16 protein-coding genes are annotated in these 19484 nt (G+C 72.8%); 9 read left to right on the top strand and 7 right to left on the bottom strand.

Annotation, left to right across the window (positions count from 1 at the left end):
• Positions 1 to 2: 2 nt before the first annotated feature.
• From FRAAL_RS02205 to FRAAL_RS02195, 3 genes are all read right to left on the bottom strand, one after another.
• The gene (locus FRAAL_RS02205) at positions 3 to 980 is read right to left on the bottom strand and encodes an NAD-dependent epimerase/dehydratase family protein (RefSeq protein ID WP_041940083.1); all 978 of its coding nucleotides are present in this window, start codon (positions 978 to 980) and stop codon (positions 3 to 5) included.
• A gap of 8 nt (positions 981 to 988) precedes the next feature.
• A complete protein-coding gene (locus FRAAL_RS02200; RefSeq protein WP_011601760.1) occupies positions 989 to 2119 on the bottom strand; it encodes a DegT/DnrJ/EryC1/StrS family aminotransferase in 1131 nt (376 codons plus the stop codon).
• 1036 nt (positions 2120 to 3155) lie between these two features.
• The gene (locus FRAAL_RS02195; RefSeq protein WP_011601758.1) at positions 3156 to 4049 is read right to left on the bottom strand and encodes a metallophosphoesterase; all 894 of its coding nucleotides are present in this window, start codon (positions 4047 to 4049) and stop codon (positions 3156 to 3158) included.
• Positions 4050 to 4510: 461 nt separating this feature from the next.
• On the opposite strand from FRAAL_RS02195, the gene FRAAL_RS02190 reads away from it, so the two are divergent.
• The 6 genes from FRAAL_RS02190 to FRAAL_RS02165 all read left to right on the top strand — a co-directional run bounded on the left by FRAAL_RS02190 (position 4511) and on the right by FRAAL_RS02165 (position 10456).
• Entirely contained in the window at positions 4511 to 5020 is a 510-nt protein-coding gene (locus tag FRAAL_RS02190; RefSeq protein ID WP_041940082.1) for an MSMEG_0572/Sll0783 family nitrogen starvation response protein, read from the top strand.
• A gap of 156 nt (positions 5021 to 5176) precedes the next feature.
• Positions 5177 to 6775, top strand: coding sequence for an MSMEG_0567/sll0787 family protein (locus FRAAL_RS02185; RefSeq protein WP_011601756.1), 1599 nt, complete (start codon positions 5177 to 5179; stop codon positions 6773 to 6775).
• 268 nt (positions 6776 to 7043) lie between these two features.
• Positions 7044 to 7928 (top strand): alpha/beta fold hydrolase, encoded by an 885-nt coding sequence (locus FRAAL_RS02180; protein WP_011601755.1) that lies wholly within the window; start codon positions 7044 to 7046, stop codon positions 7926 to 7928.
• Positions 7929 to 8044: 116 nt separating this feature from the next.
• Positions 8045 to 9172 (top strand): YihY/virulence factor BrkB family protein, encoded by a 1128-nt coding sequence (locus tag FRAAL_RS02175; RefSeq protein ID WP_041940081.1) that lies wholly within the window; start codon positions 8045 to 8047, stop codon positions 9170 to 9172.
• A gap of 92 nt (positions 9173 to 9264) precedes the next feature.
• The gene (locus FRAAL_RS02170) at positions 9265 to 9831 is read left to right on the top strand and encodes a phage holin family protein (protein WP_011601753.1); all 567 of its coding nucleotides are present in this window, start codon (positions 9265 to 9267) and stop codon (positions 9829 to 9831) included.
• Positions 9832 to 9910: 79 nt separating this feature from the next.
• Positions 9911 to 10456: a DUF3618 domain-containing protein gene (locus tag FRAAL_RS02165; protein WP_011601752.1), complete on the top strand. Its 546-nt coding sequence runs from the start codon at positions 9911 to 9913 to the stop codon at positions 10454 to 10456.
• Positions 10457 to 10612: 156 nt separating this feature from the next.
• Here FRAAL_RS02165 and FRAAL_RS02160 read toward each other — a convergent pair whose 3' ends face one another.
• Positions 10613 to 11806, bottom strand: coding sequence for a DUF4407 domain-containing protein (locus FRAAL_RS02160; RefSeq protein WP_011601751.1), 1194 nt, complete (start codon positions 11804 to 11806; stop codon positions 10613 to 10615).
• A 270-nt stretch (positions 11807 to 12076) separates the two neighbouring features.
• Between FRAAL_RS02160 and FRAAL_RS02155 the strand changes: the two genes are divergently transcribed.
• On the top strand, positions 12077 to 12520 hold the full coding sequence (locus tag FRAAL_RS02155; protein WP_041938704.1) for an SRPBCC family protein: 444 nt from the start codon (positions 12077 to 12079) through the stop codon (positions 12518 to 12520).
• A 48-nt stretch (positions 12521 to 12568) separates the two neighbouring features.
• On the opposite strand, the gene FRAAL_RS02150 is transcribed toward FRAAL_RS02155, so the two are convergent.
• Positions 12569 to 13357: a transglycosylase SLT domain-containing protein gene (locus FRAAL_RS02150; RefSeq protein ID WP_011601748.1), complete on the bottom strand. Its 789-nt coding sequence runs from the start codon at positions 13355 to 13357 to the stop codon at positions 12569 to 12571.
• A gap of 46 nt (positions 13358 to 13403) precedes the next feature.
• Entirely contained in the window at positions 13404 to 14516 is a 1113-nt protein-coding gene (locus FRAAL_RS02145) for an anti-sigma factor RsbA family regulatory protein (protein WP_011601747.1), read from the bottom strand.
• Positions 14517 to 14949: 433 nt separating this feature from the next.
• On the opposite strand from FRAAL_RS02145, the gene FRAAL_RS02140 reads away from it, so the two are divergent.
• A complete protein-coding gene (locus FRAAL_RS02140; protein ID WP_011601745.1) occupies positions 14950 to 17637 on the top strand; it encodes a Tex family protein in 2688 nt (895 codons plus the stop codon).
• Between the two features lie 235 nt (positions 17638 to 17872).
• Here the strand turns inward: FRAAL_RS02140 and FRAAL_RS02135 are convergent, their stop codons facing one another.
• Positions 17873 to 18820: a DUF4394 domain-containing protein gene (locus tag FRAAL_RS02135; protein ID WP_157734092.1), complete on the bottom strand. Its 948-nt coding sequence runs from the start codon at positions 18818 to 18820 to the stop codon at positions 17873 to 17875.
• Between the two features lie 252 nt (positions 18821 to 19072).
• On the opposite strand from FRAAL_RS02135, the gene rpsR reads away from it, so the two are divergent.
• Positions 19073 to 19327, top strand: coding sequence for a 30S ribosomal protein S18 (gene rpsR / locus FRAAL_RS02130; RefSeq protein ID WP_011601743.1), 255 nt, complete (start codon positions 19073 to 19075; stop codon positions 19325 to 19327).
• Positions 19328 to 19484: the final 157 nt, after the last annotated feature.

The following is a 19484-nucleotide window of genomic DNA, read 5'->3' as shown; positions in this document are numbered from 1 at the left end:
GGTTACTCCGAGGACGCCGCGGAGACGTCTAGGTCGTCGACGGGCTGGACGGCCTGCGCCGGAGGCCGTCGGTTTGCCAGGTACCACTCGATGTACTGCCGTACCCCGTCCGTGAACGGGGTGGTCGGCTGCCAGCCCAGCAGATCCAGCGCCCGCTGGGCCGACACCTCCCGGCCCCGGAAGTCGCCCGGCCGGGCCGGGACGTGCTCGATCGCCGTGCCGGGGAAGTGGCTGCACACCGCCTGCGCCATCTCCAGCACGCTGACCGCCTCGGCGCCCTCCAGGGCGATGGTGGCGTTCTCCGCCTCGGGCCGCAGCGCCAGCACGTGGGCGTCGGCGAGGTCGCGGACGAACACGTAGTTGCGGAACTGCTGCCCGTCGCCGGCGACGGTCAGCGACTCGCCGTCGAGCGCCTTGCGGACGAACCGGGCCAGCACCAGCTCGTCGCGCATGCCGGGACCATAGGGGATGCCGTAGCGCAGGATCGTGAAGGGCAGCCCGTAGGTCTGCTGGTAGCTGTGCAGCAGCAGCTCGGCGGCGAGCTTCGTCGAGGTGTAGACGTGACCGGCGCGACCGAGAGTGATCTCGGCGTCCTCGGTGAGGGGCGCCGGATCCGCCCGTTCCCCGACGGCGCCGTAGACCCAGACGGTGCTGGCGAACAGCACACGAGCGACGCCGGCCTGGCGGGCCGCCTCGCAGACGTTGCCGGTGCCCTCGACGTTGAGCCGCACCGTGCGCGCCGGATCGGCGTAGGCGAAGTCCACGTTGGACATCCCCGCGACGTGGAACACCGCCTCGACCCCGGCCAGCGCCGCGGTCAGCCCCGGCAGGTCGAGCACGTCGACCTGCCGGCTGGTGGCCCGCGGGTCGCTCGGGCGGGAGTCGACGTCGAGGGAGAGGACGTCGTGCCCGGCGTCGAGGAGACGGTCCACGACGTGGCTGCCGATGAAGCCCGAGCCTCCGGTAACGGCAATCTTCATGCTCACGCTCACCCGTCCAGGTCCAGGCTCGCCAGGGCGGCGGCGAAGGAGGTGACCACATGGTCGGCCTCCGCGTCGGTCATGTCGGAATGGATCGGCAGGCACACGTGCCGGGCGCACAGGTCCTCCGCGACCGGCAGCGAGCGGCCCGCGTAGTCGCTGAACACGGGCTGCTGGTGCAGCGGGGCCTCGTAGACCTCACCGCTGAGCGAGACCCCGTAGCGCTCCTTGAGCTCCTTCTTCAGCCGCGCCCGGTCGACCCCGGGACGAGGAAGCACGATGTACTTGTAGTAGTTGCAGACGTCGCCCGCGGGCACCCGCAGGCGGGTGGCGCCGTCGAGGGCGTCGAGCGCGGCGTCGTAGCGGGCGGCCACGGCGGCCCGGGTCGTCAGGAACTCGTCGAGGTGGCGCAGGTGCACCTTGCCGGTGACGGCGTGCATCTCGCTGAGGCGCCAGGCGTAGCCCTGCTTGATGTGGGTGTTGCCGAGGAAGCCCGCCTTGCCCTGGTCGCGGTAGACCAGGGCGGCCTCGTGGATGGCGGGGTCGGCGGTGACGATCATCCCGCCCTCGCCGCTGGTGATCAGCTTGGTCGGGTAGAACGAGAACGCGCCCGCCACCCCGAAGGAGCCGGCATAGCCCTCGCCGTGGCGGCAGCCGTGGGCGTGCGCCGCGTCCTCGACGAGCGCGAGGCCCCGGTCGGCGCAGAACGCAGCCAGCTCGGCGACGTCCGACGCAATCAGGCCGCCGATGTGCACCAGGACCACGGCCCGGGTGTTGGGGGTCACGGCCGCCGCGACGTCACGGGCGGTCAGCGCGAAGGTGTCCGGACTCACATCCGCAAAGACCGGGGTGGCCCCGGCCCGGATTACCGCGAACGCGGTCGCGGCGAAGGTGTTGGTGGGAACGACGACGTCCGCACCCTGAACGTCCAGACTTCGGAGAATGATCTCCAGTGCGGCCGTGCCGCTGCTCACGGCCACCGCGAACGGGGCCCGGTGAGCGGCGGCGAATGCCGACTCGAATTCGTTGGTATGAGCGCCCAAGGTCATCGCGCCGGTGGAAAGGATCTCGATCGTGGCCGACGCGATCTCCGCGCGATCCTCCGGTGAGAAGACGATGCGCGCCGCGGGGACATGCACCTGTTCACCCCTGCCTTCCGAGTTATCCGTGTGAGCGGGCACTGCTCCGGATGCCCCGTATCGCGGTGGCGCGCCGATGCGCGGACCCCGGTCGCCCGGCACCGCGGCCCAGCCGCAATGTCGGGTCCGCGGGCATCCGCAGGACGGCATCGCCGCGATGCGGAACTTCCCTGGCGGCCGTGACCCTCACGACCCCACGGCCCCGGATTACGCCGGCCTCCCGCCGACGTGACCGCGCCCCCTCCAACTCGTCCGGATGTAACGCCCAGCTTTGTCAGTACATGCCCAAAACAGGCTATCGACCCCGGTCGACGGCGCAGCTACGGCCCACACTGGTTATCTACGAAACATCTCACATCTATCCGAACGTAGCCGAACCTGTCGGCAAAGCGACGCTGACCGTCGGATCTTTCATCCGCATCACCGTGGACACGTGATCCGGGACGGACGGCGATCGATCGTGGGTGCCCCCTCTCCCTCCCCATCGGCGGTCCGGGCGCCGCCGGGCGCACGGGGCATCGTCGCGCCTCCGATACCCGCTGTGGCACTCAGTCACCCTCTCGTCACCAGCCGCACGTCGGCGAGGCCGGCCCGCCGACAGCCCTCCGGCCAGACCCGCGCGGCGAGGTGCCACACCCCGAGGCGGGGATCGACCGGTCGGGGACACCCGCCGGCAGAGGCTGATCGGCGGGGTGAGCAGCATGCTGGCCAACCACCGGGAGATCGCGCCGGCGGTGGTCGCGGATGTGGGCGCGGGCGCGGGCGCACAGGCGCAGCGGCCCGGATTCACCCCGCGGGGGTGAGCGGCGGCACGGCGCGACGCGGGAAGACCCTGGAACGCTCCGCACACACGCTTGGACGCAAGAAGTCCCGGTGAAGCCACCTCACCTGGCGTACGGGGGGAACGCAGGTGCAGAACTTCACCGGGACTGGTAAAAGTGTACGACCCCCATCTGTCGGACGCGACAGGACCAAAGTCCCTTACATCCGACCCTTGCCACATGACGCCCTTACGTGCTTGACAATGGACGGTTAGCTATCGGACCGCTCGCTGGAAGCTGATCTCGCCACGGTCCGTGTCGTACAACAACCAGTGCGACGGCTTGCCCCGGGCGGGCCCGACGTTGACCACCAGCGTGGCAGCACCGAACCGACCGGTGTCGGTGCGACCCGTGTCGAACGGACCCCCACCGGACGGACCCCCACCGGACGGACCCGCGTCGAGGCGCACCGCGACCGGCCGGCCGGGCTCGACGGGAGGCAGCGTCCGCACGACCCCCGCAGGGTCCGGCATCCCCGCAGGCCCCGGCATCCCCGCAGGCCGCACCAGCCCCACCGCCGGGCCGTCCGCCGCATCGCCGCCAAGGGCGGTGTCGGACCAGACGATCTCGAACATGGCCTCCTGGTGGGTGTGCCCCACCACCACTACCGGCACCCGGGGGACGTCGGCGGCGACCGGCACGAGCAGAGCCCGCCCGTCCGCGGAGCCGTCGGCCGCCGTCCCGACCGGCTCACCCGGCTCACCCGGCTCACCCGGGCCGCCGACGGGCTCGGCGCGACCGGTCGACCAACGGATCTGGTGGCCGTGCAGGCCCACGAGACCGTGCAGGCGATCCCGCTCGGGCGCGTCCAGCAGGACGGCGAGGTCGGCGGGTACCTGCTCGGGCCGCAGCAGCTCGCGGATGCGCAGCTCCTGGTTCCCCAGCACCCGGCGGATGCCGGCGAGACGCGCCCACAGCGCCGGGTCGGGGTCGACGACGCGCTCCAGCGGCCAGAACCGCGAGGGATCGTGCAGGCGACGTGGGACCTTCGCCTCCAGGTAGTCGCCGAGGCAGACGATCTCGTCGGCGCCCGCCGCCGCCGCGGCGGCGAGGATCCGCCGCAGCGCCCCCGGTCGGCCGTGGAGGTCGGCAAGCACGGCATATCGCACCCCCCCAGCATCCCCGGTCCACCGTTGCGCCGCCGGGCGATTCCCGGTCCGGTGCGCACGGCGCCGGCCGGCGGCCCTGGTCGACCCGAAGGCACAAACCATCCGTGATTCGGCAAAGCCTCCGCTGGTTCTGGGGGTGCCGGCGACAGTGCGCAAATCACCCCAGGCCGGTCAATCGTTGCAAAGAAAGACCTCGATCGGGCTGCGGACAATGCCGTCTGGTCCGCCGCGGCCATACCGGGACCAGAAAGCCCGGGCTTCGTCGCGGATCGTCGTGTTCGTCGCACACGGGAATCGGCGAGGTGCTTGACTGCAACGCGTGCAACAAGGGGATCTCCGCGGCACGTGCCGACCGCCGGTACCGTCCGCGCTTTGTCGTCGACGACGACCGGCGGCGCCCCGGTGAGACCGGCGACAGGCGATCCGTGCAGTCACGTCCCGGGCCCGATCGAGGAGCGTTCATGGAGCTGACGGAGAACGACCGGCAGAGCCTCAACGAGGTTCCCCATCCGGCACTCCCCCCGGGTAGCAACCTGTACGGATCGACCAAGATCTTCCCGGACTACCAGGCCCGTGACGGCGAGTGCTACCTGACCCTCGTCCACGGCATCGCACACGAGTCGTCGGTCAGCTTCGTCGCGATATTGCAGGCCACCCGCGCCCTACGCAAGGGCTTCGAGTCCGTCCTCTATTTCTACGGGCCCGGCGCGATGAACACGATGGCGACCCGAGGATTTCCGCACACCGGCGATTCCGCGTTTCCGGGCGAGCACAACATCAATCACCAGATCGAGACGTTCATCAAGGAGGGCGGGAAGGTCTACGTCTGCCGGTTCGGACTGTCGCTGCACGGCCTGCGCGAGGAGGACGTCATCGACGGGGTGATACCCGCGCATCCGCTGGACATCCAGGACTGCGTCATCGAGTACACCCGGCGTGGCGCGATCATCAATTCCACCTTCATGTTCTGACCAACCGGCCACGCCCCGACCAATCGGGCCACGCGCTGACCAACCAGGCCACGCCCTGACCAACCGGGCCACGCGCGGACCGACCAGGCCACGCCCCCACCGGCCAGGCCACGCCCCGACCGACTGGAAGCACTCGATGCCGACGAACAACCCGACGTGACCGTCGACGGCGCGCCGGCCGCCCCACCCCGGCGCGCACGGGTGGCCCGGCCGGTCCTCGACGCACTGTTGTCCGCGGGTGCCGCGCCGCCCGTGACGGCCGAGCCGGTCGACACCCTCGCGATCTGGGGCGACCGACGGACCCTGGAGCGGCTGCCCCCGTACCGCATCGAGCAGGCCGGCGACGCCGCGACGCTTGCGGCCCACCGCGAGCTCGCGAGCCCGGCCATCCACACCGGCTACGAGGGCTCCGGCGGCGACGATGCCCGAACCGACGATTCGCGGGCCGACGGTCCGTGGACCGACGATTCGCGGGCCGACGAACCGCCAGCTGATGATCCGTGGACAGACGAATCACGGGAAGGCGATCCACGGACGGTCGTCCTGATCGCGCGGGCCGTCGGTGCGGGGGGCGACGGCGCCGTCCTCGGTGGGATCCGGCTCGGACCGCTGTGGCCGGGGCCGGACCTGGGCGCCTGGTACTGCGACCGGCTCGCCGTGTCCGCCCGGGCACGCCACGAGTTCCCCGGCGTCGCCGCCGCGCTCGTGCGCGCCGCGGCCGCCCGGGCGGAGGACTGCGGGGTGCTCCGACTCGAGGCGGTGGTGCGCCCGGAGCTGGAGCGCTTCTTCGGCCGGCTGGGCTGGTCCACGGCGGGCCCAGCGGCGCTCGCCCGCGGGCCGGGGGTGCTGATGCGATGGCCCATCGACCGGATCGCGGCGCTGGTCGCGTCCTGCAAGGCCCCGCTGGGAGCGGTGCTCGCCGGGCTGCGTCCGGGCGGGCCCGGCTTCGTCGGCGACGACGGCGCCCCGCTGCCGGGCAGCGACATCGTCGCGGCCTGCGACGCGATCATGCCGACGATGGTGGAGCGGGACCCGCACTGGGCCGGCTGGTGCGGCGCGCTGGTGAGCATCAACGATCTCGCCGCCATGGGTGCCACCCCGATCGGCCTGCTCGACGCGGTGGCGGGGACGACCGCGTCCCACGTCGCCCGGGTGCTGGGGGGACTGCGCGCGGCGGCGGACGCCTACGGCGTGCAGATCCTCGGCGGGCACAGCCAGTTCGGCGTCCGGGCGGCGCTGGCCGTCACGGCACTCGGGCGCGCGGCGCACCCGGTGCCGGCCGGCGGCGGGCTGCCAGGCCACGCCGTCTCCCTCACGGTCGACCTCGGCGGCGGCTGGCGCCCTGGATACACCGGTCGGCAGTGGGATTCGGCCGCCAGCCGGCGCACCGCCGAACTCCAGGCGATGGTGCGGATGCCCGGCCGCCACCGGCCCAGCGCGGCCAAGGATGTCAGCATGGCCGGCATCGCCGGCACCCTCGGGATGCTCGCCGAGGCCAGCGGCTGCGCCGCCGAGGTGGACGTGGCGGCGGTGCCACGCCCAGCGGGGGTGACCATGGGTGACTGGCTGACCTGCTTCCCCGGCTACGGAATGATCACAGCCGACCGTGCGGACCGGCCGGTGCCCCCGACCGGACCCGCAGCCTCGGCCCGGTGCGGCATCCTGCTACCCGGCGCGGGCGTGACGCTGCGCTGGCCCGACGGTGTGCGCACCCCCGTGCTGGCCGGCCACATCACCGGCCTCGGCCACGCCTGACCGGCGCTCGGCCACGCCTGACCGGCGCTCGGCCACGCCTGACCAGCCGCCGGCCGATCACCACCGGTCCACACCGCGCCCCGGGAGGTCACACGCGCGTCACGGCCCCGTCGCAGCGGGCCAGGTGACACATCGTCAATCCGACAACCTGCCCCGGAAGGCCCGGAACTCCGGGCAAGCGGTGTTGTATCAGGGTGGGACACGTCGCAGGCCGCCCGGCCGGCGACCGGAACCACCCGCCCCACGACCCGAACGGCAGAGACCTGGGATGGAAGACGAAGCACCGGCCTGGTTCGAGGCCGCCCTTGACAGCCGACCGCAGCGGCACGAGACCGAGGTCGCCGGCGCCACCATCAGCTACCGCTGCTGGGGTACGGCCGGGCGGCCGGCGATCGTCCTGGTTCACGGCGGCGCCGCCCACGCGGGGTGGTGGGACCACATCGCCCCCCTCATCCCCAGCGAGTACCGGGTCGTCGCCCTGGACCTGTCCGGGCACGGCGACAGCGACCGGCGCGAGGACTACACGCTGAGCACATGGGCGGCGGAGGTCATCGCCGTCATCGACCATGCCGGGATCACCTCGCCGCCGATCATCATCGGTCACAGCATGGGCGGCTGGGTCACGATCACGACGGCCGCCGAGTACCCGGACCGGGTCGCCGGCATCGTCGTCGTCGACTCCCCCGTCCAGGAGTTCACCCCGGAGGAGCGGGCCGCCCGCGACCGGACCGCCTTCGGGCCGCTGCGGGTCTACCCGACCGCGACCGACGCCCTCGCCCGGTTCCGCACGGTTCCGGACCAGCCGAGCTCGCTGCCGTTCATCATCGACCACATTGCCCGCGGGTCGATCGGCTCGGTGCAGGGCGGCTGGACGTGGAAGTTCGACCCGAAGGTGTTCGGCAACCGCACGCCCTCCCCGGAGGTGCTGCGCAAGGTGCACTGTCGGGTCGCGCTGTTCCGGGCCGAGTACGGCCTGCTGACGCCGGACATCGGGGTGCAGATGTACAACCTGCTCGGCCGGGTGGCGCCGGTGATCGAGATTCCGCTCGCCGGTCATCACGTGATGCTCGACCGGCCGCTGCTGCTGGTCACGGGCATCCGCACCATCCTGGCCGACTGGGAGCACTCCTCCCCTCAGGAACGCACCGACTGACGCACCGACGGAGGCCCCCCGCCGCGGCGGGCGCCGCGGACAGGGCCCGGAAGGGGGGTTGAGCAGGGCCGGACGGGTACATCTGCCGCCATGTCACGACGGCAGTGGAGATCGCCATGAATCCGTCCGTCCTTCTCGGGCACCGCCACGACGACCGCGGGCACCGCACCAGCCGGCCGGTGCGGGAGGTCGACCCGCCCGAACACGGCCCGACATCCGTCCCGGCGCGAGGCTGGCTCGCCGTGGCGAAGCGGGTGAAGTCACAGCTCGCCATCCTGTCGATCCCGCTGATCGCCAGCGGCGTGGCGTTCTGGGCGATCCTGTCGATCTTCCCAGCCGCCATCGCGGTCCTCACCGTCTACGGGCTGGTCGCCAGCCCGCAGACGGTGAGCAACCAGATCGCCGACCTGTCCGACTCCCTGTCCCCGTCGACGAGCGCGGTGCTGCGGGACTGGCTGAACGGCATCGTCTCGACGAACCACTCCGGGCTCGGCCTCGGCCTGCTGCTGAGCCTCGCGGGGGTGCTCTGGGCGGTCTCCTCCGGCACGCAGAACCTGATCAAGGCCGTGACCGTGGCCTTCGAGCAGGAGGAGACGCGCGGGCCGGTCCGGCTGCGGGGCCTCGCGGTCGCGATGAGCCTCGGGGGCGTGGTCGTCGCGGTGCTGATCGTCGGCGGCATCACCGCCGGCGGCTCCCTGCTGTCCCACCACGTGGCCGACGGGACGGTCCGGGTGGTGCTCACGGTGGTGCAGTGGCTCGTGCTGGCGATGATCGTGATGGCCGCGGTCGCCACGCTCTACCGCTTCGGGCCGGCCCACACCCCGGCGAACTGGCGGTGGGCGTCGGTCGGGGCCGTGGTCGCGACCGTGGCGCTGATCGTCGCCTCGGTGGCGTTCTCGTTCTACGTGCGCGCCTTCGGCCACTACAACAAGACCTACGGCGCGCTCGGCGGCGTCGTGATCCTCATGCTGTGGCTGTACTACGCCGTCACGGTCGTGCTCATCGGCGCGCTGCTCAACGCCGAGGCGGCCCGCGAGGCGACCGGCGCCACCGCGCCCGAGACCTATCCGGAAGCCTCCCCCGTCGGCGTCCGCCGCCCCTGGGACCGGCCGGAGGCCGACGACGAAGCCGAGACCGAAGCCGAGACCGATCGGGACGGGGAGACCGCCACCGACCGCCCAGCGGGCGCGGCCGAACGGATCAGGACGGGAATTCGTTTCCGACGCCGTGAGAGGCGTGGTTAAGCGGCCCAAGGTGGGGAATTCCGCAGACCACACGATGTTCCACGGGTGCCGCCACGCGGACGCCCCGCCAGCAGAACCCGCGAGGAGACCCCATGACGAGCACATACCGTCAGCAGCCGGACGTCGCCGCCGATCCGTACCCGAACGATGTTACCGCGTACCGGGGCGGTGTCGACGTGGACGCGCCGGACGAGTCGACCCAGGTGCTGCGCGCACCGACCGCCGCGACCTCGACCGCCCCGCCTTCGAGCGCCCGTCACGACGGAGAGGGGCATTCGGCGGGCCGCGGATCGACCGGGCAGCTCGTCTCCGAGGTCGTCACGGACATCTCCACCCTGTTCCGCCAGGAGGTCGCCCTCGCGAAGGCGGAGGTCCGCGAGGAGGCGAAGAAGGCCGGCAAGGGGGCCGGCATGTTCGCCGGCGCCGGCGGCGCCGGGTACTTCGCGCTGCTGTTCGCCCTGCTGGCCGTCATGTTCGGGCTTGGGGAGGTGATGGCACTGGGCTGGGCGGCTCTCATCATCACCGTCGTGCTCGGCGCCGTCGCCGCCGTCCTGGCGCTGAAGGGCCGCTCCACCGTGCGCAAGGTCCACCCCGCCCCGACGCAGACCGTGGAGACGCTGCGCGAGGACGTCCAGTGGGCGCAGAGCCGACGCAGGTAGGCCGCCGCGTCTCGCGCCGCTCCCCGTACACGGCTCGGACCGCAACACCGCAGATACCGACTGAAAGGCCAGGTGGGCAGTGACCAGCACGAGTCCGGACGAGATCCGGTCCGACATCGAGGCGACCCGGGCCCGGCTCGGCGACGATCTCGACGAGCTTTCCGACCGCGTCAGCCCGCAGAAGGTGGCCGGGCGCACGGCGCAGGACCTCCGGCGCCGGGTGAGCTCGGCGACCGAGTCGGTGCGGCCGAAGGTGGCCGCGACGACGGGTACCGCCACCGAGAAGGCCCGCCACACCGCGGACCAGGCCAAGGCCACGGTGCGCCGTCAGCTCGACGCGCACCCGCAGGTCGCGGCGACCGCGCAGCGCGCCAGGGACACCGCCGGCAGCGCCGCCGGCTCCGCCAGCCAGACGGTCCACCGCCAGCTCGACTCCCACCCACAGGTCGCGGCGAAGGTGAGCCAGGTGCGCGACACCGCGGGCGGGGCGGTCAGCGCCGGCCGGCAGAAGGCCGCCGCGAACCCCCGGGCCACCGGTACCGCCGCCGCGGCCGCCGCGGCGCTGCTCGCGCTGCTGCTGGTCGTGCTGCGCCACCGGCGCCAGGACACGGACACGCTCGACTGACGACCCTCGCCGGGAGATCCGGCCACCGGACGCCCGGGCACGTGTGGGACTGACCCCACGTGCCCGGGCGTTGCGACGTCCAGGTCTTCCAGCCCGGCGCACGGTTCAGCCCCATGGACGCTTCGGCCCCATGGACGCTTCAGGACGGCGGACGGTTCAGGACGGCGTGGCGCGGTGGGCGCGGTCGGCGGGGTCCGGCGCCGGCGCCGGGTCCGGCACGCGGTACCGGACGCGCAGGTCGCGGATCCGGCTGTCCCGATCGATGCGGATCTGCTCGCGGCCGACGTCGGCGTCGGCGAGGTCGGCCGCGACGCGCAGGGAGGTGCCGATCTCGTCCCGGCGCCGCACATACTGGCCGTAACGGGCGGCGGCGCCCTCGGCGAGGGCCTCGGCGAGCTCACCGCGGCGACGCGCAGTCTGGCCGATCTGCTGGGCGTCGACCTCGTCGGTGGTCTCCCCCTGCCACTGGACGAGCCGCTCCCGGCGCCGCAGCTCCGTCTGCTCCAGCGTCCGTTTGAACATCAGCGGGCCGAGGTCGATGCCGAGCAGCAGCAGGGTCAGCACCGTCCGCCAGAGCAGCACGGAGTGGTCGGCGGCCGTCAGCCGCCAGAACGCCTTCTCCCGGATCAGCAGGTCGTCGGCGGCGTCGACGGTGGCGGTCTGCTGGTCGCGGAAGTGCGCGCGGCGGGCGTCGCGGGACTGGTCGAAGACGTCCAGGCGGGCCTGGGCGGCGTCGCGCTGGCCGGTCGCGGTGGTCACCGCCGCGGTCGCGGCGCCGAGCTCGCCCAGTTTGATCCGGTACACCGCTCCCTCGCCGCTCAGGCAGCCGTCGCCCCCGGTGAGCTGGCAGTTCACCTCGGCGGTCTTGCCGGTGACGAGGGCGTGGGCGCTGTCCAGCGCACGCTGGCGGGCGGCGAGGTCGTCGCGCAGGACCCGCTGCTCGCCGAGCTGGTTGGCATCCCAGCCGCGCAGCACCCGGCCGAGGTCCTCCTGGCGGATCTGGGTGACCCGCGGCGCGATCGACGGCGCGAAGATCCTCAGTAGCAGCGTCTCCCCGACGAGCAGCGCGGCGCAGACGGCGATGAAGATCCGCATGGCGGTGGAAGGACCGGCGCGGCCCACTCGAACGGTCCCGCCGGGCCCGTAGCGGTACGGGCGGGTGGACAGCAGCACCGACCGGTCGATGAAGAAGATCACCGTCGCATAGAACAGGCCGAACGGGACCGCGCCGAGAGTCGAGCGGTGCAGACCCATCGCGGCGACCGTGGCTCCCGCGTAGGTGGCGAGCCCGGCGGTCAGCAACATCAGTGCACCGGCGGTGACGAAACGGGGGCGGTCCTGCGGAGCCACCGCGCGGCTGTCCGCGCCCGCGCAGAAGACGAGGAGGTCCCCGAAGGCACGCGGATAACCTGCCCATGCGCGAGAAATCGGCCTACCCCCTCGTCCGGCGCCCCGGTGGCGGCGGCCGGTTCCAGGGCCGCCGCCAGCGTCCCCGCAATGTAACTCTGAGTAATCGATCCGGCCATCCTCGACCGGTGCTCGGGCGGCCCCGGTGCGGCGTCCGCGGCCGGCGTGCGAATCTGACCCGTGCGGACGCCCGGCAGCGAGGGAGGAACAGCGGTGGGACAGATCAAGGTGGTGGTCCAGCGGGCCGTACCCGGCACGCCCGAGCAGGTCGTCGCGAAGCTCGCCGACTACCAGGGCGCCCGCGCGCGGTCCTGGCCGGAGAACGTCTCGGAGTACCGGGTGCTGGCCGGCGGCACCGGGGCGGGCAGCCGGATCGCCTACCGGCTGCAGGCCACCCGCAAGCGGGTCCGCCAGGTCGACGCGACGGTGTCCGCGCCGGATGCGACCACGCTCGTCGAGGCGGACCAGAACTCCTCCCTGCAGACCCGGTGGCAGGTGGCCCCCGGCGCCGGCGAACAGCAGAGCACGGTCACGGCGACCACCACGTGGGACGGCGCCGGCGGGGTCGGCGGCTTCTTCGAGCGCACCTTCGCCCCGATCGGCATCCGCCGGCTGAACACCGCGGTCCTGGAGAAGGTCACGGCGCCTGCGGACTGACCCCGCCGCGTCCCCCCGCGTCCCTCGGCACCGGGGCGGCCACCGCCGTCACCAGACGCGGGCCAGGACGTTGCTGACGTAGCCGTTCATCCGGTCGAGTTTCGGTTTGTCGGCCGGATCGGTGGCGGACAGTTCGCCCTGGGCCCACTGCGCGGCCCAGGTCGGGACATTGTGCGCGGCAATGACGTACAGCCAGTTGTGGCCCCAGCGGTCGGAATCAAAGCGTTCCCGCATCGCCTTGGCCGTGGAGTCGAGCGCCCAGAAGGGATCCAGCGCCCGCGCCGTGGTGATGTCGGGCAGCGTGGTGTTCCACTGGCAGAGCCCGAAATCCGAGTTCGTCCAGTAGCCGACCGCGCCGGGATCCCAGTTGCTCTCGATGGTGGCGATACCGCGCAGGAGTCCGCGGGGGACCGTGTACTTCAACGCGTAACGGTCCGCAATCGGCATGAACAACGCGTAGGACGTCTCCTTGTTGACGAATCCCGCCGGGCTGTGCTCGACCGCCGGCAGGTACATGTCGCGGTTGATCACGGGCTGCAGCTTGTCCTGGAACGCGATGACGGCCGCCTTGGTGGCGGCGGTGAAGCGACCGTCGGTCGGCACCGGGGTGCCCGGGCCGCCGTGCCAGTTCAGCGCCCGGCTGATCGCGGTGATGCCGGCCCGGACGGCGAGGATGTCCGCGTCGGTGCTGCCGGCGGGCGGGGCCTCGCCCGCGCCGACGCCGTAGCACCGGCCCGGCCCGGCGGCGGTTGTGCCACCCGCCGGGGCAACGGTGCCGCCCCGACCGTCCGTGGGCCAGGCGCCGCGCCCGACCCGGGTCCGCTCCGTCGACGTCACCGCAGTCTCCTCCCCCGCCGGACGTGCGCATCGGCGCCGCGACCGGTCAGACGTACATGAACATCCGCACGGTCGTGCCGACGCTCCCCGACCGGAGCTGCACGAGATCGCAGAGCTGGTTGACGAGCCACAGCCCCCGCCCGCCGCTGAGGTCGAGGTCCGGACGCCGTCGCCCGGCAAGCCGGTCGGCGAGCCGACCGGAGTCGGTGACCTCGCAGACCAGGCAGCCGTCGGCGGTCCAGAAACGCACGATGCCCCGCCCACCGCCGTGGCGGACGCTGTTCGTCGCGACCTCGTGCACGGCGAGTTCGAGGTCGCCGGCCCGGTCCTCGCCGAGCCCGTCGGCGAGGGCGGCGCGGGTGGCCGCCGCGCGAACCAGACCGAGGTCGTCCGGTCCGAACGCCACCTCGGCCCGCGGCCGGCCGAGGTCCGGCAGCGGCTCGGCGAGTGGATCCGGCCGGGTGGCCGCGGCGGCGTCGGCCACCGCCGCGGCGGAGACAGCGGGGACCGCGGAGACAGCGGGGACCGCGGAGGCAGCGGGGACCGCGGAGGCAGCGGGGACCGCGGAGACGGCGGGGACCGCGGAGACGGCGGGGGCCGGCGGGCGGTAGCGCGCGCTGACGCGGCCGAGCCCGCCGTCCACCACCACCGGATGGGTCTGCCACACCTCGTCGGCGGTCACCGCGTCGAGCGCGGTCACCTCGTAGGGGCAGCGCAGCCGCCAGGCCGGCGGGGCCGTGAACGCCTCGTTGAGCAGGGCCTCGTGAAGCATGCACTCCCGCTGCTCGGGAACGGGGCGCCCGGACCACAGCGGCTCGCCGATCCCGCGAACCGTCCGGCCCCGTTCGATCCCGAGGTCGAGGAATTCCTGCCAGGCGGGGATGATGCGCGCCGGATTCCGGCCGACCTCCGTCAGATCGAGAAATGTGACTCGCCTGGCGGCCCGGTCGAGCGCGGCCCGAAGAAGCGCCATCCGCGCGGGCGTCACCGCGACGAGAACGTCCTCGTCGGCCGCGAGGCCGGCGAGGATGAAATCCCTGGTCGCGCTGAGGAAACCGACGTCACCCCGGAACAGGAAAGCCTCGTGGCGAATGCCGCCGACGTTGGTCGGGCTCAGGGCCGGACCGCGGACTGGACCGAGAGTACTCTCCCGAGTCACTCCGCCGCCCTGCGTTGCAATCCGGCAGCGGACGACCCCGGCATGGACGAGCCGTATCCAGCCGGACCACGTCTCGAATGCGAGAAATAACAGCGTCCCGCACCCGCGTCCCCACCCCCCATGCGCACGCGCACATCATAGGTCATGTCGCACCAATGGGATATGCCCTGCAACGGAATCGAACGGGGCGGATCACACCGGATCACACCGGACCGGCCACCGCCTCCAAGGCTGCCCTCGGCGGACGGCGGCCCGGCCGATCGCCGCACCGCGGCCCACGGGCGGCGGCCGGCGCCTCAGCCCGGATGGCCGCCCGGGCGGAAAGCGGCGGGTGATCGCCCGTAGTCTCGCAGTCAGCGCGGATCGGCCGGACGGCCCGGCACCGCGCTGACGCGCACAGCAGCGACGAGGACGAGAAGGCGGATCAGGCATTGTGACGACGACATCTGTCCCACAGCGGTCCATCCATCAGCGGATCGCCGAGGAGCTCGGCGTGCGCCAGGGGCAGGTGACGGCGGCGGTCGACCTGCTCGACGGGGGCGCCACCGTGCCCTTCATCGCCCGCTACCGCAAGGAGGCGACGGGCACCCTCGACGACACCCAGCTACGCACCCTGGAGGAGCGCCTGCGCTACCTGCGGGAGCTGGAGGAGCGGCGCACCGCGGTGCTGGAGTCCATCCGCGCCCAGGGCAAGCTCGACGACGCCCTCGAGGCGCAGATCCTGGCAGCCGACTCCAAGGCCCGCCTGGAGGACATCTACCTGCCCTACAAGCCGAAACGGCGGACGAAGGCGCAGATCGCCCGGGAGGCGGGCCTGGAGCCGCTGGCGGACGCCCTGCTGGGCGATCCCACCCGCGACCCGCACGGCACGGCGAGCGGCTACGTCGATCCGGACAAGGGGGTGGCGGACGCCGGTGCGGCGCTGGAGGGCGCGCGGGCGATCCTCGTCGAGCGGTTCGGCGAGGACGCCGACCTCATCGGCGCGCTGCGGGAGCAGATGTGGTCCCGCGGCGTGCTCGTCTCCCGGGTGCGGGAGGGCAAGGAGGAGGCCGGCGCGAAGTTCGCCGACTACTTCGACTTCTCCGAGCCGTTCACCTCGCTGCCCTCCCACCGCATCCTGGCCGCGTTCCGGGGCGAGAAGGAGGAGATCCTCGATCTGACCCTGGAGCCGGACACCCCGACCGAGCCGGGCACCCCGCCCGCGCCCGGGCCGACGAGCTACGAGGTGCGGATCGCCGAGACCTTCGGGATCTCCGACGCCGGCCGGGCGGCCGACCGCTGGCTCCTCGACACCGTCCGCTGGGCCTGGCGCACCCGCATCCTCGTGCACCTCGGCGTGGACCTGCGGATGCGGCTGTGGACGGCGGCGGAGGACACCGCCGTGCGGGTGTTCGCGGCCAACCTGCGCGACCTGCTGCTCGCGGCGCCGGCCGGCAGCCGGGCGACGATGGGCCTGGACCCGGGGTACCGCACGGGCGTGAAGGTCGCCGTGGTCGACGCGACCGGCAAGGTGGTCGCCACGGACACCATCCATCCGCACGTTCCGGCCCGGCGCTGGGACGAGTCGATCGCCACCCTGGCCCGCCTCGCCGCCGAGCACCACGTCGACCTGATCTCGATCGGCAACGGGACGGCCTCGCGGGAGACCGACAAGCTGGCCGACGACCTCATCCGCCGGCATCCGGAGCTGTCCCTGACGAAGGTGACCGTCTCCGAGGCGGGCGCGTCGGTGTACTCGGCGTCCGCCTACGCCGCGGCCGAGCTGCCCGGGATGGACGTCTCGTTGCGGGGCGCGGTCTCGATCGCCCGCCGTCTGCAGGACCCGCTCGCCGAGCTCGTCAAGATCGATCCGAAGTCGATCGGGGTGGGCCAGTACCAGCACGACCTGGCCGAGGCGCGGCTGTCGTCGTCCCTCGACGCCGTCGTGGAGGACTGCGTGAACGCCGTCGGCGTGGACGTCAACACCGCGTCGGCGCCGCTGCTGACCCGGGTGTCCGGAATCGGGGCGGGCCTCGCCGAGAACCTGGTCCGCCACCGCGACGCCAACGGGCCGTTCCGCACCCGCGAGGCGCTGCGGGACGTGCCCCGGCTCGGCCCGAAGGCGTTCGAGCAGTGCGCCGGCTTCCTGCGCATCCGCGGCGGGGACGACCCGTTGGACGGCTCCAGCGTCCACCCCGAGTCCTATCCGGTGGTCCGGCGGATCCTCGCGGCCACCGGCGGCGAGCTGAGCACGCTCATCGGTAACGGCGCGGTGCTGCGGTCGCTGAAGCCGACCGAGTTCGTCGACGACACCGTCGGGCTGCCGACGGTCACCGACATCCTCGCCGAGCTGGAGAAGCCGGGGCGCGACCCGCGGCCGGCGTTCCGCACGGCGGCGTTCACCGAGGGGATCGAGACCCTCGCGGACCTGGTGCCCGGGATGACGCTGGAGGGCACCGTCACCAACGTGGCCGCCTTCGGCGCCTTCGTCGACGTCGGGGTGCACCAGGACGGCCTGGTGCACGTCTCGGCGATGTCGAAGAACTTCGTCAGCGACCCGCGGGAGGTCGCCAAGCCCGGCGACATCGTCACGGTGAAGGTTCTCGACGTCGACATCCCGCGCAAGCGGATCTCGCTGACGCTGCGCCTGGACGACGAGGTCGGGGCGCCGGCGGGCGGCGCGGGGCGCGGTTCGGGGCGCCGCGGCGGCGACGGCGGCGGTACCGGCAGCAGCGGTGGCAACGCCGGCAGCAGCAGCAGCGGCGGCGGCGAGCGACGGGCTCCCGGCGGCGGCGCCGGCACGGGTCGGGAGGGCGCGCGGCGCGGCGAGGCCGGCGGTGAGCGTCGCGACGGCGCCGGTGGCCGGGGCCGGGGCGGCGGCCGCGACGGATCGGCCGGTCGGGCTCCCGGTACGCGCGGCGGTGGTCGCGGCGGGGCAGGGGGTCCCGGCGGCGTGGGGTCCGGCGGCGGCGCGGGTGCCAACCGGGGCGGCGGCGGCGCGGGTGCCAACCGGGGCGGCGGTGGCGGGCGGGGCGGACGCGGCGGTGCGCCGGACGGCGCCATCGCCGACGCGCTGCGGCGGGCCGGGATCGTCACCGGCGACCGGATCACCCTCGACGGCTCCGACCGCAAGCGGAGCTGACCCCGCCTGGGGCACGTCGCGGGCGCGGTAGTCGGCAGGCAGGGCCCGCGGCGGGTCGGGACGGTGTGATCACCGCCCCGACCCGCTGCGGGCCCGGTGACAGTCCCGCCTGGTTCGGCCTGCTCCAGACTCGGCCTGCTCCAGACTCGGCCTGCTCCAGACTTGGCCTAACTCCAGATTCGGCCTACTCCAGATTCGGCCTACTCCAGGTTCGTTCCGCTCCTGAATCAGCTCGTTACTGGTTCGGCGGGATCGCGATGTCGGCGACCTGGGCGTTGCTCGGGAACGAGCCGTGGACGCGGATTCGCCCGGTCAGCGGGTCGATCTCGGCCAGCCGGTAGGTGGACCCGACCAGCAGGGTCGCGAAGGCCCGGTTGCCCACCGCCCGACCGCCCGACCGCCGGGTGAAGATGTCGAAGCCGGCGTCGCCACCCAGGGGCAGGCCGAACTGCCCCGTCGCGACGAGCTGACCGGAGTGGGACGGCGAGCCGACGACCACCTGGCCGAGGGTGGTGTCGACGCCGAACAGGGTGGTCGACGTCGCCGGGTCCAGGTCGTTGTTGGTGTAGGCAGCGCCGGTCAGGCCGGTCGCCACGATGGCCGTCGGCGGGTAGTTCAGCGGTGTGTCGACGACCGTGGTGCCGATCGGCGGGACGCCGGCCCGGTCGTCGATGTTGTGCCGCAGGCTCTGGCCGGTGTTGCTGATGATGCGCAGCCGGTTGGCCGCCGGGTCGAAGTCGACGTCGAAGGCGGTGCCGCTGAGCGCCACCGTGAGGTGCGACACCCGGGTCGCGACCGCGGTGGACGTGTTGATCACATAGATGCCGCCGAGGTTGCCGACGCCGTAGAGGCGACCGTTCTGCACCCGATAGTCGATCCCGATGAGGCTCGTGTCACCGCCGACGAGGCCGCTGACCTGGCCGATCCGCACCAGCCGGGAGGGCGAGTCGACGTCGAAGCGGACCAGGACGCCCGTCGTCGTCAGGCCGAGGCCGACCGCCCGCAGGTCGTCGAACCGCGCCGGGCGCTCGAACAGCGCCGGGCGCTTCGAGACGGCCACGGCGCCCGGGACCGCGGAAGAAGCGCTCGCCGCCCCGGCCAGGCCGGGGAGGGCGGCGACGATTCCGGCGGCCAGCGCGGTGGTCAGTGTTGCCGCGCGTGCCGGGGAATGCCTTCTGGTCACGAAAGTCTCCTTCGGAAGGGCCGATGTGAGGCGGAGGGCCGCGATCCCCGTCACCCCACGTGACTGCCACCCGGGCGCAGTAGATGCTTAGCGTTACCTGAATTCAACGATGTGCAGGACCGGCGGTTTACCGCCAAACCGGGGTGGGCGCCGCCAGCATGGCGACCGAGCACGGATTGTCGTCACCCGACCATCACTGCGCGCTCCGTGAGATAACCGAGTGGACACCGACGGTCGACAGGAGGTCATCCCATGCCCACGCGTCGCACCCCGAAGCCGGGACAGCGCAAAAAGCCGAACATTCTCCGCGAACGCGGGATCACCTACGTCGACTACAAGGATGTCGCCCTGCTGCGCCAGTTCATCTCCGACCGGGGCAAGATCCGGGCCCGGCGGATCACCGGGCTGACACCTCGTCAGCATCGGGAGGTGACCCGGGCGATCAAGAACGCCCGGGAGATGGCGCTGCTGCCCTACCCCGGACCCGCCGCGGCCCGGGGCCGCTGAGCGCACCGCGCCGAGCCCGCCGCCGACAGCGAGCCCCGGGTTCTTCCGATGGCCCAAAAGTGCCAACAGTTCGCTCGTCGCCTCGTCCATGCCGGCTTCCGCATCACCATGCCGCCGTCATGCGGGGAATCCGCGAGACGGTTCCCCGGCACAGCCA

The sequence above is a fragment of the Frankia alni ACN14a genome (assembly GCF_000058485.1).
Lineage (GTDB): Bacteria > Actinomycetota > Actinomycetes > Frankiales > Frankiaceae > Frankia > Frankia alni.
This window is presented reverse-complemented; position numbering and strand designations above follow the sequence as displayed.

What these genes read in the sequence shown, in the direction of transcription:
- FRAAL_RS02205 (WP_041940083.1), bottom strand. Translation starts at nt 980, where the DNA reads ATGAAGATTGCCGTTACCGGAGGCTCGGGCTTCATCGGCAGCCACGTC.
- FRAAL_RS02190 (WP_041940082.1), top strand. Translation starts at nt 4,511, where the DNA reads ATGGAGCTGACGGAGAACGACCGGCAGAGCCTCAACGAGGTTCCCCAT.
- FRAAL_RS02180 (WP_011601755.1), top strand. Translation starts at nt 7,044, where the DNA reads ATGGAAGACGAAGCACCGGCCTGGTTCGAGGCCGCCCTTGACAGCCGA.
- FRAAL_RS02175 (WP_041940081.1), top strand. Translation starts at nt 8,045, where the DNA reads ATGAATCCGTCCGTCCTTCTCGGGCACCGCCACGACGACCGCGGGCAC.
- FRAAL_RS02170 (WP_011601753.1), top strand. Translation starts at nt 9,265, where the DNA reads ATGACGAGCACATACCGTCAGCAGCCGGACGTCGCCGCCGATCCGTAC.
- rpsR (WP_011601743.1), top strand. Translation starts at nt 19,073, where the DNA reads ATGCCCACGCGTCGCACCCCGAAGCCGGGACAGCGCAAAAAGCCGAAC.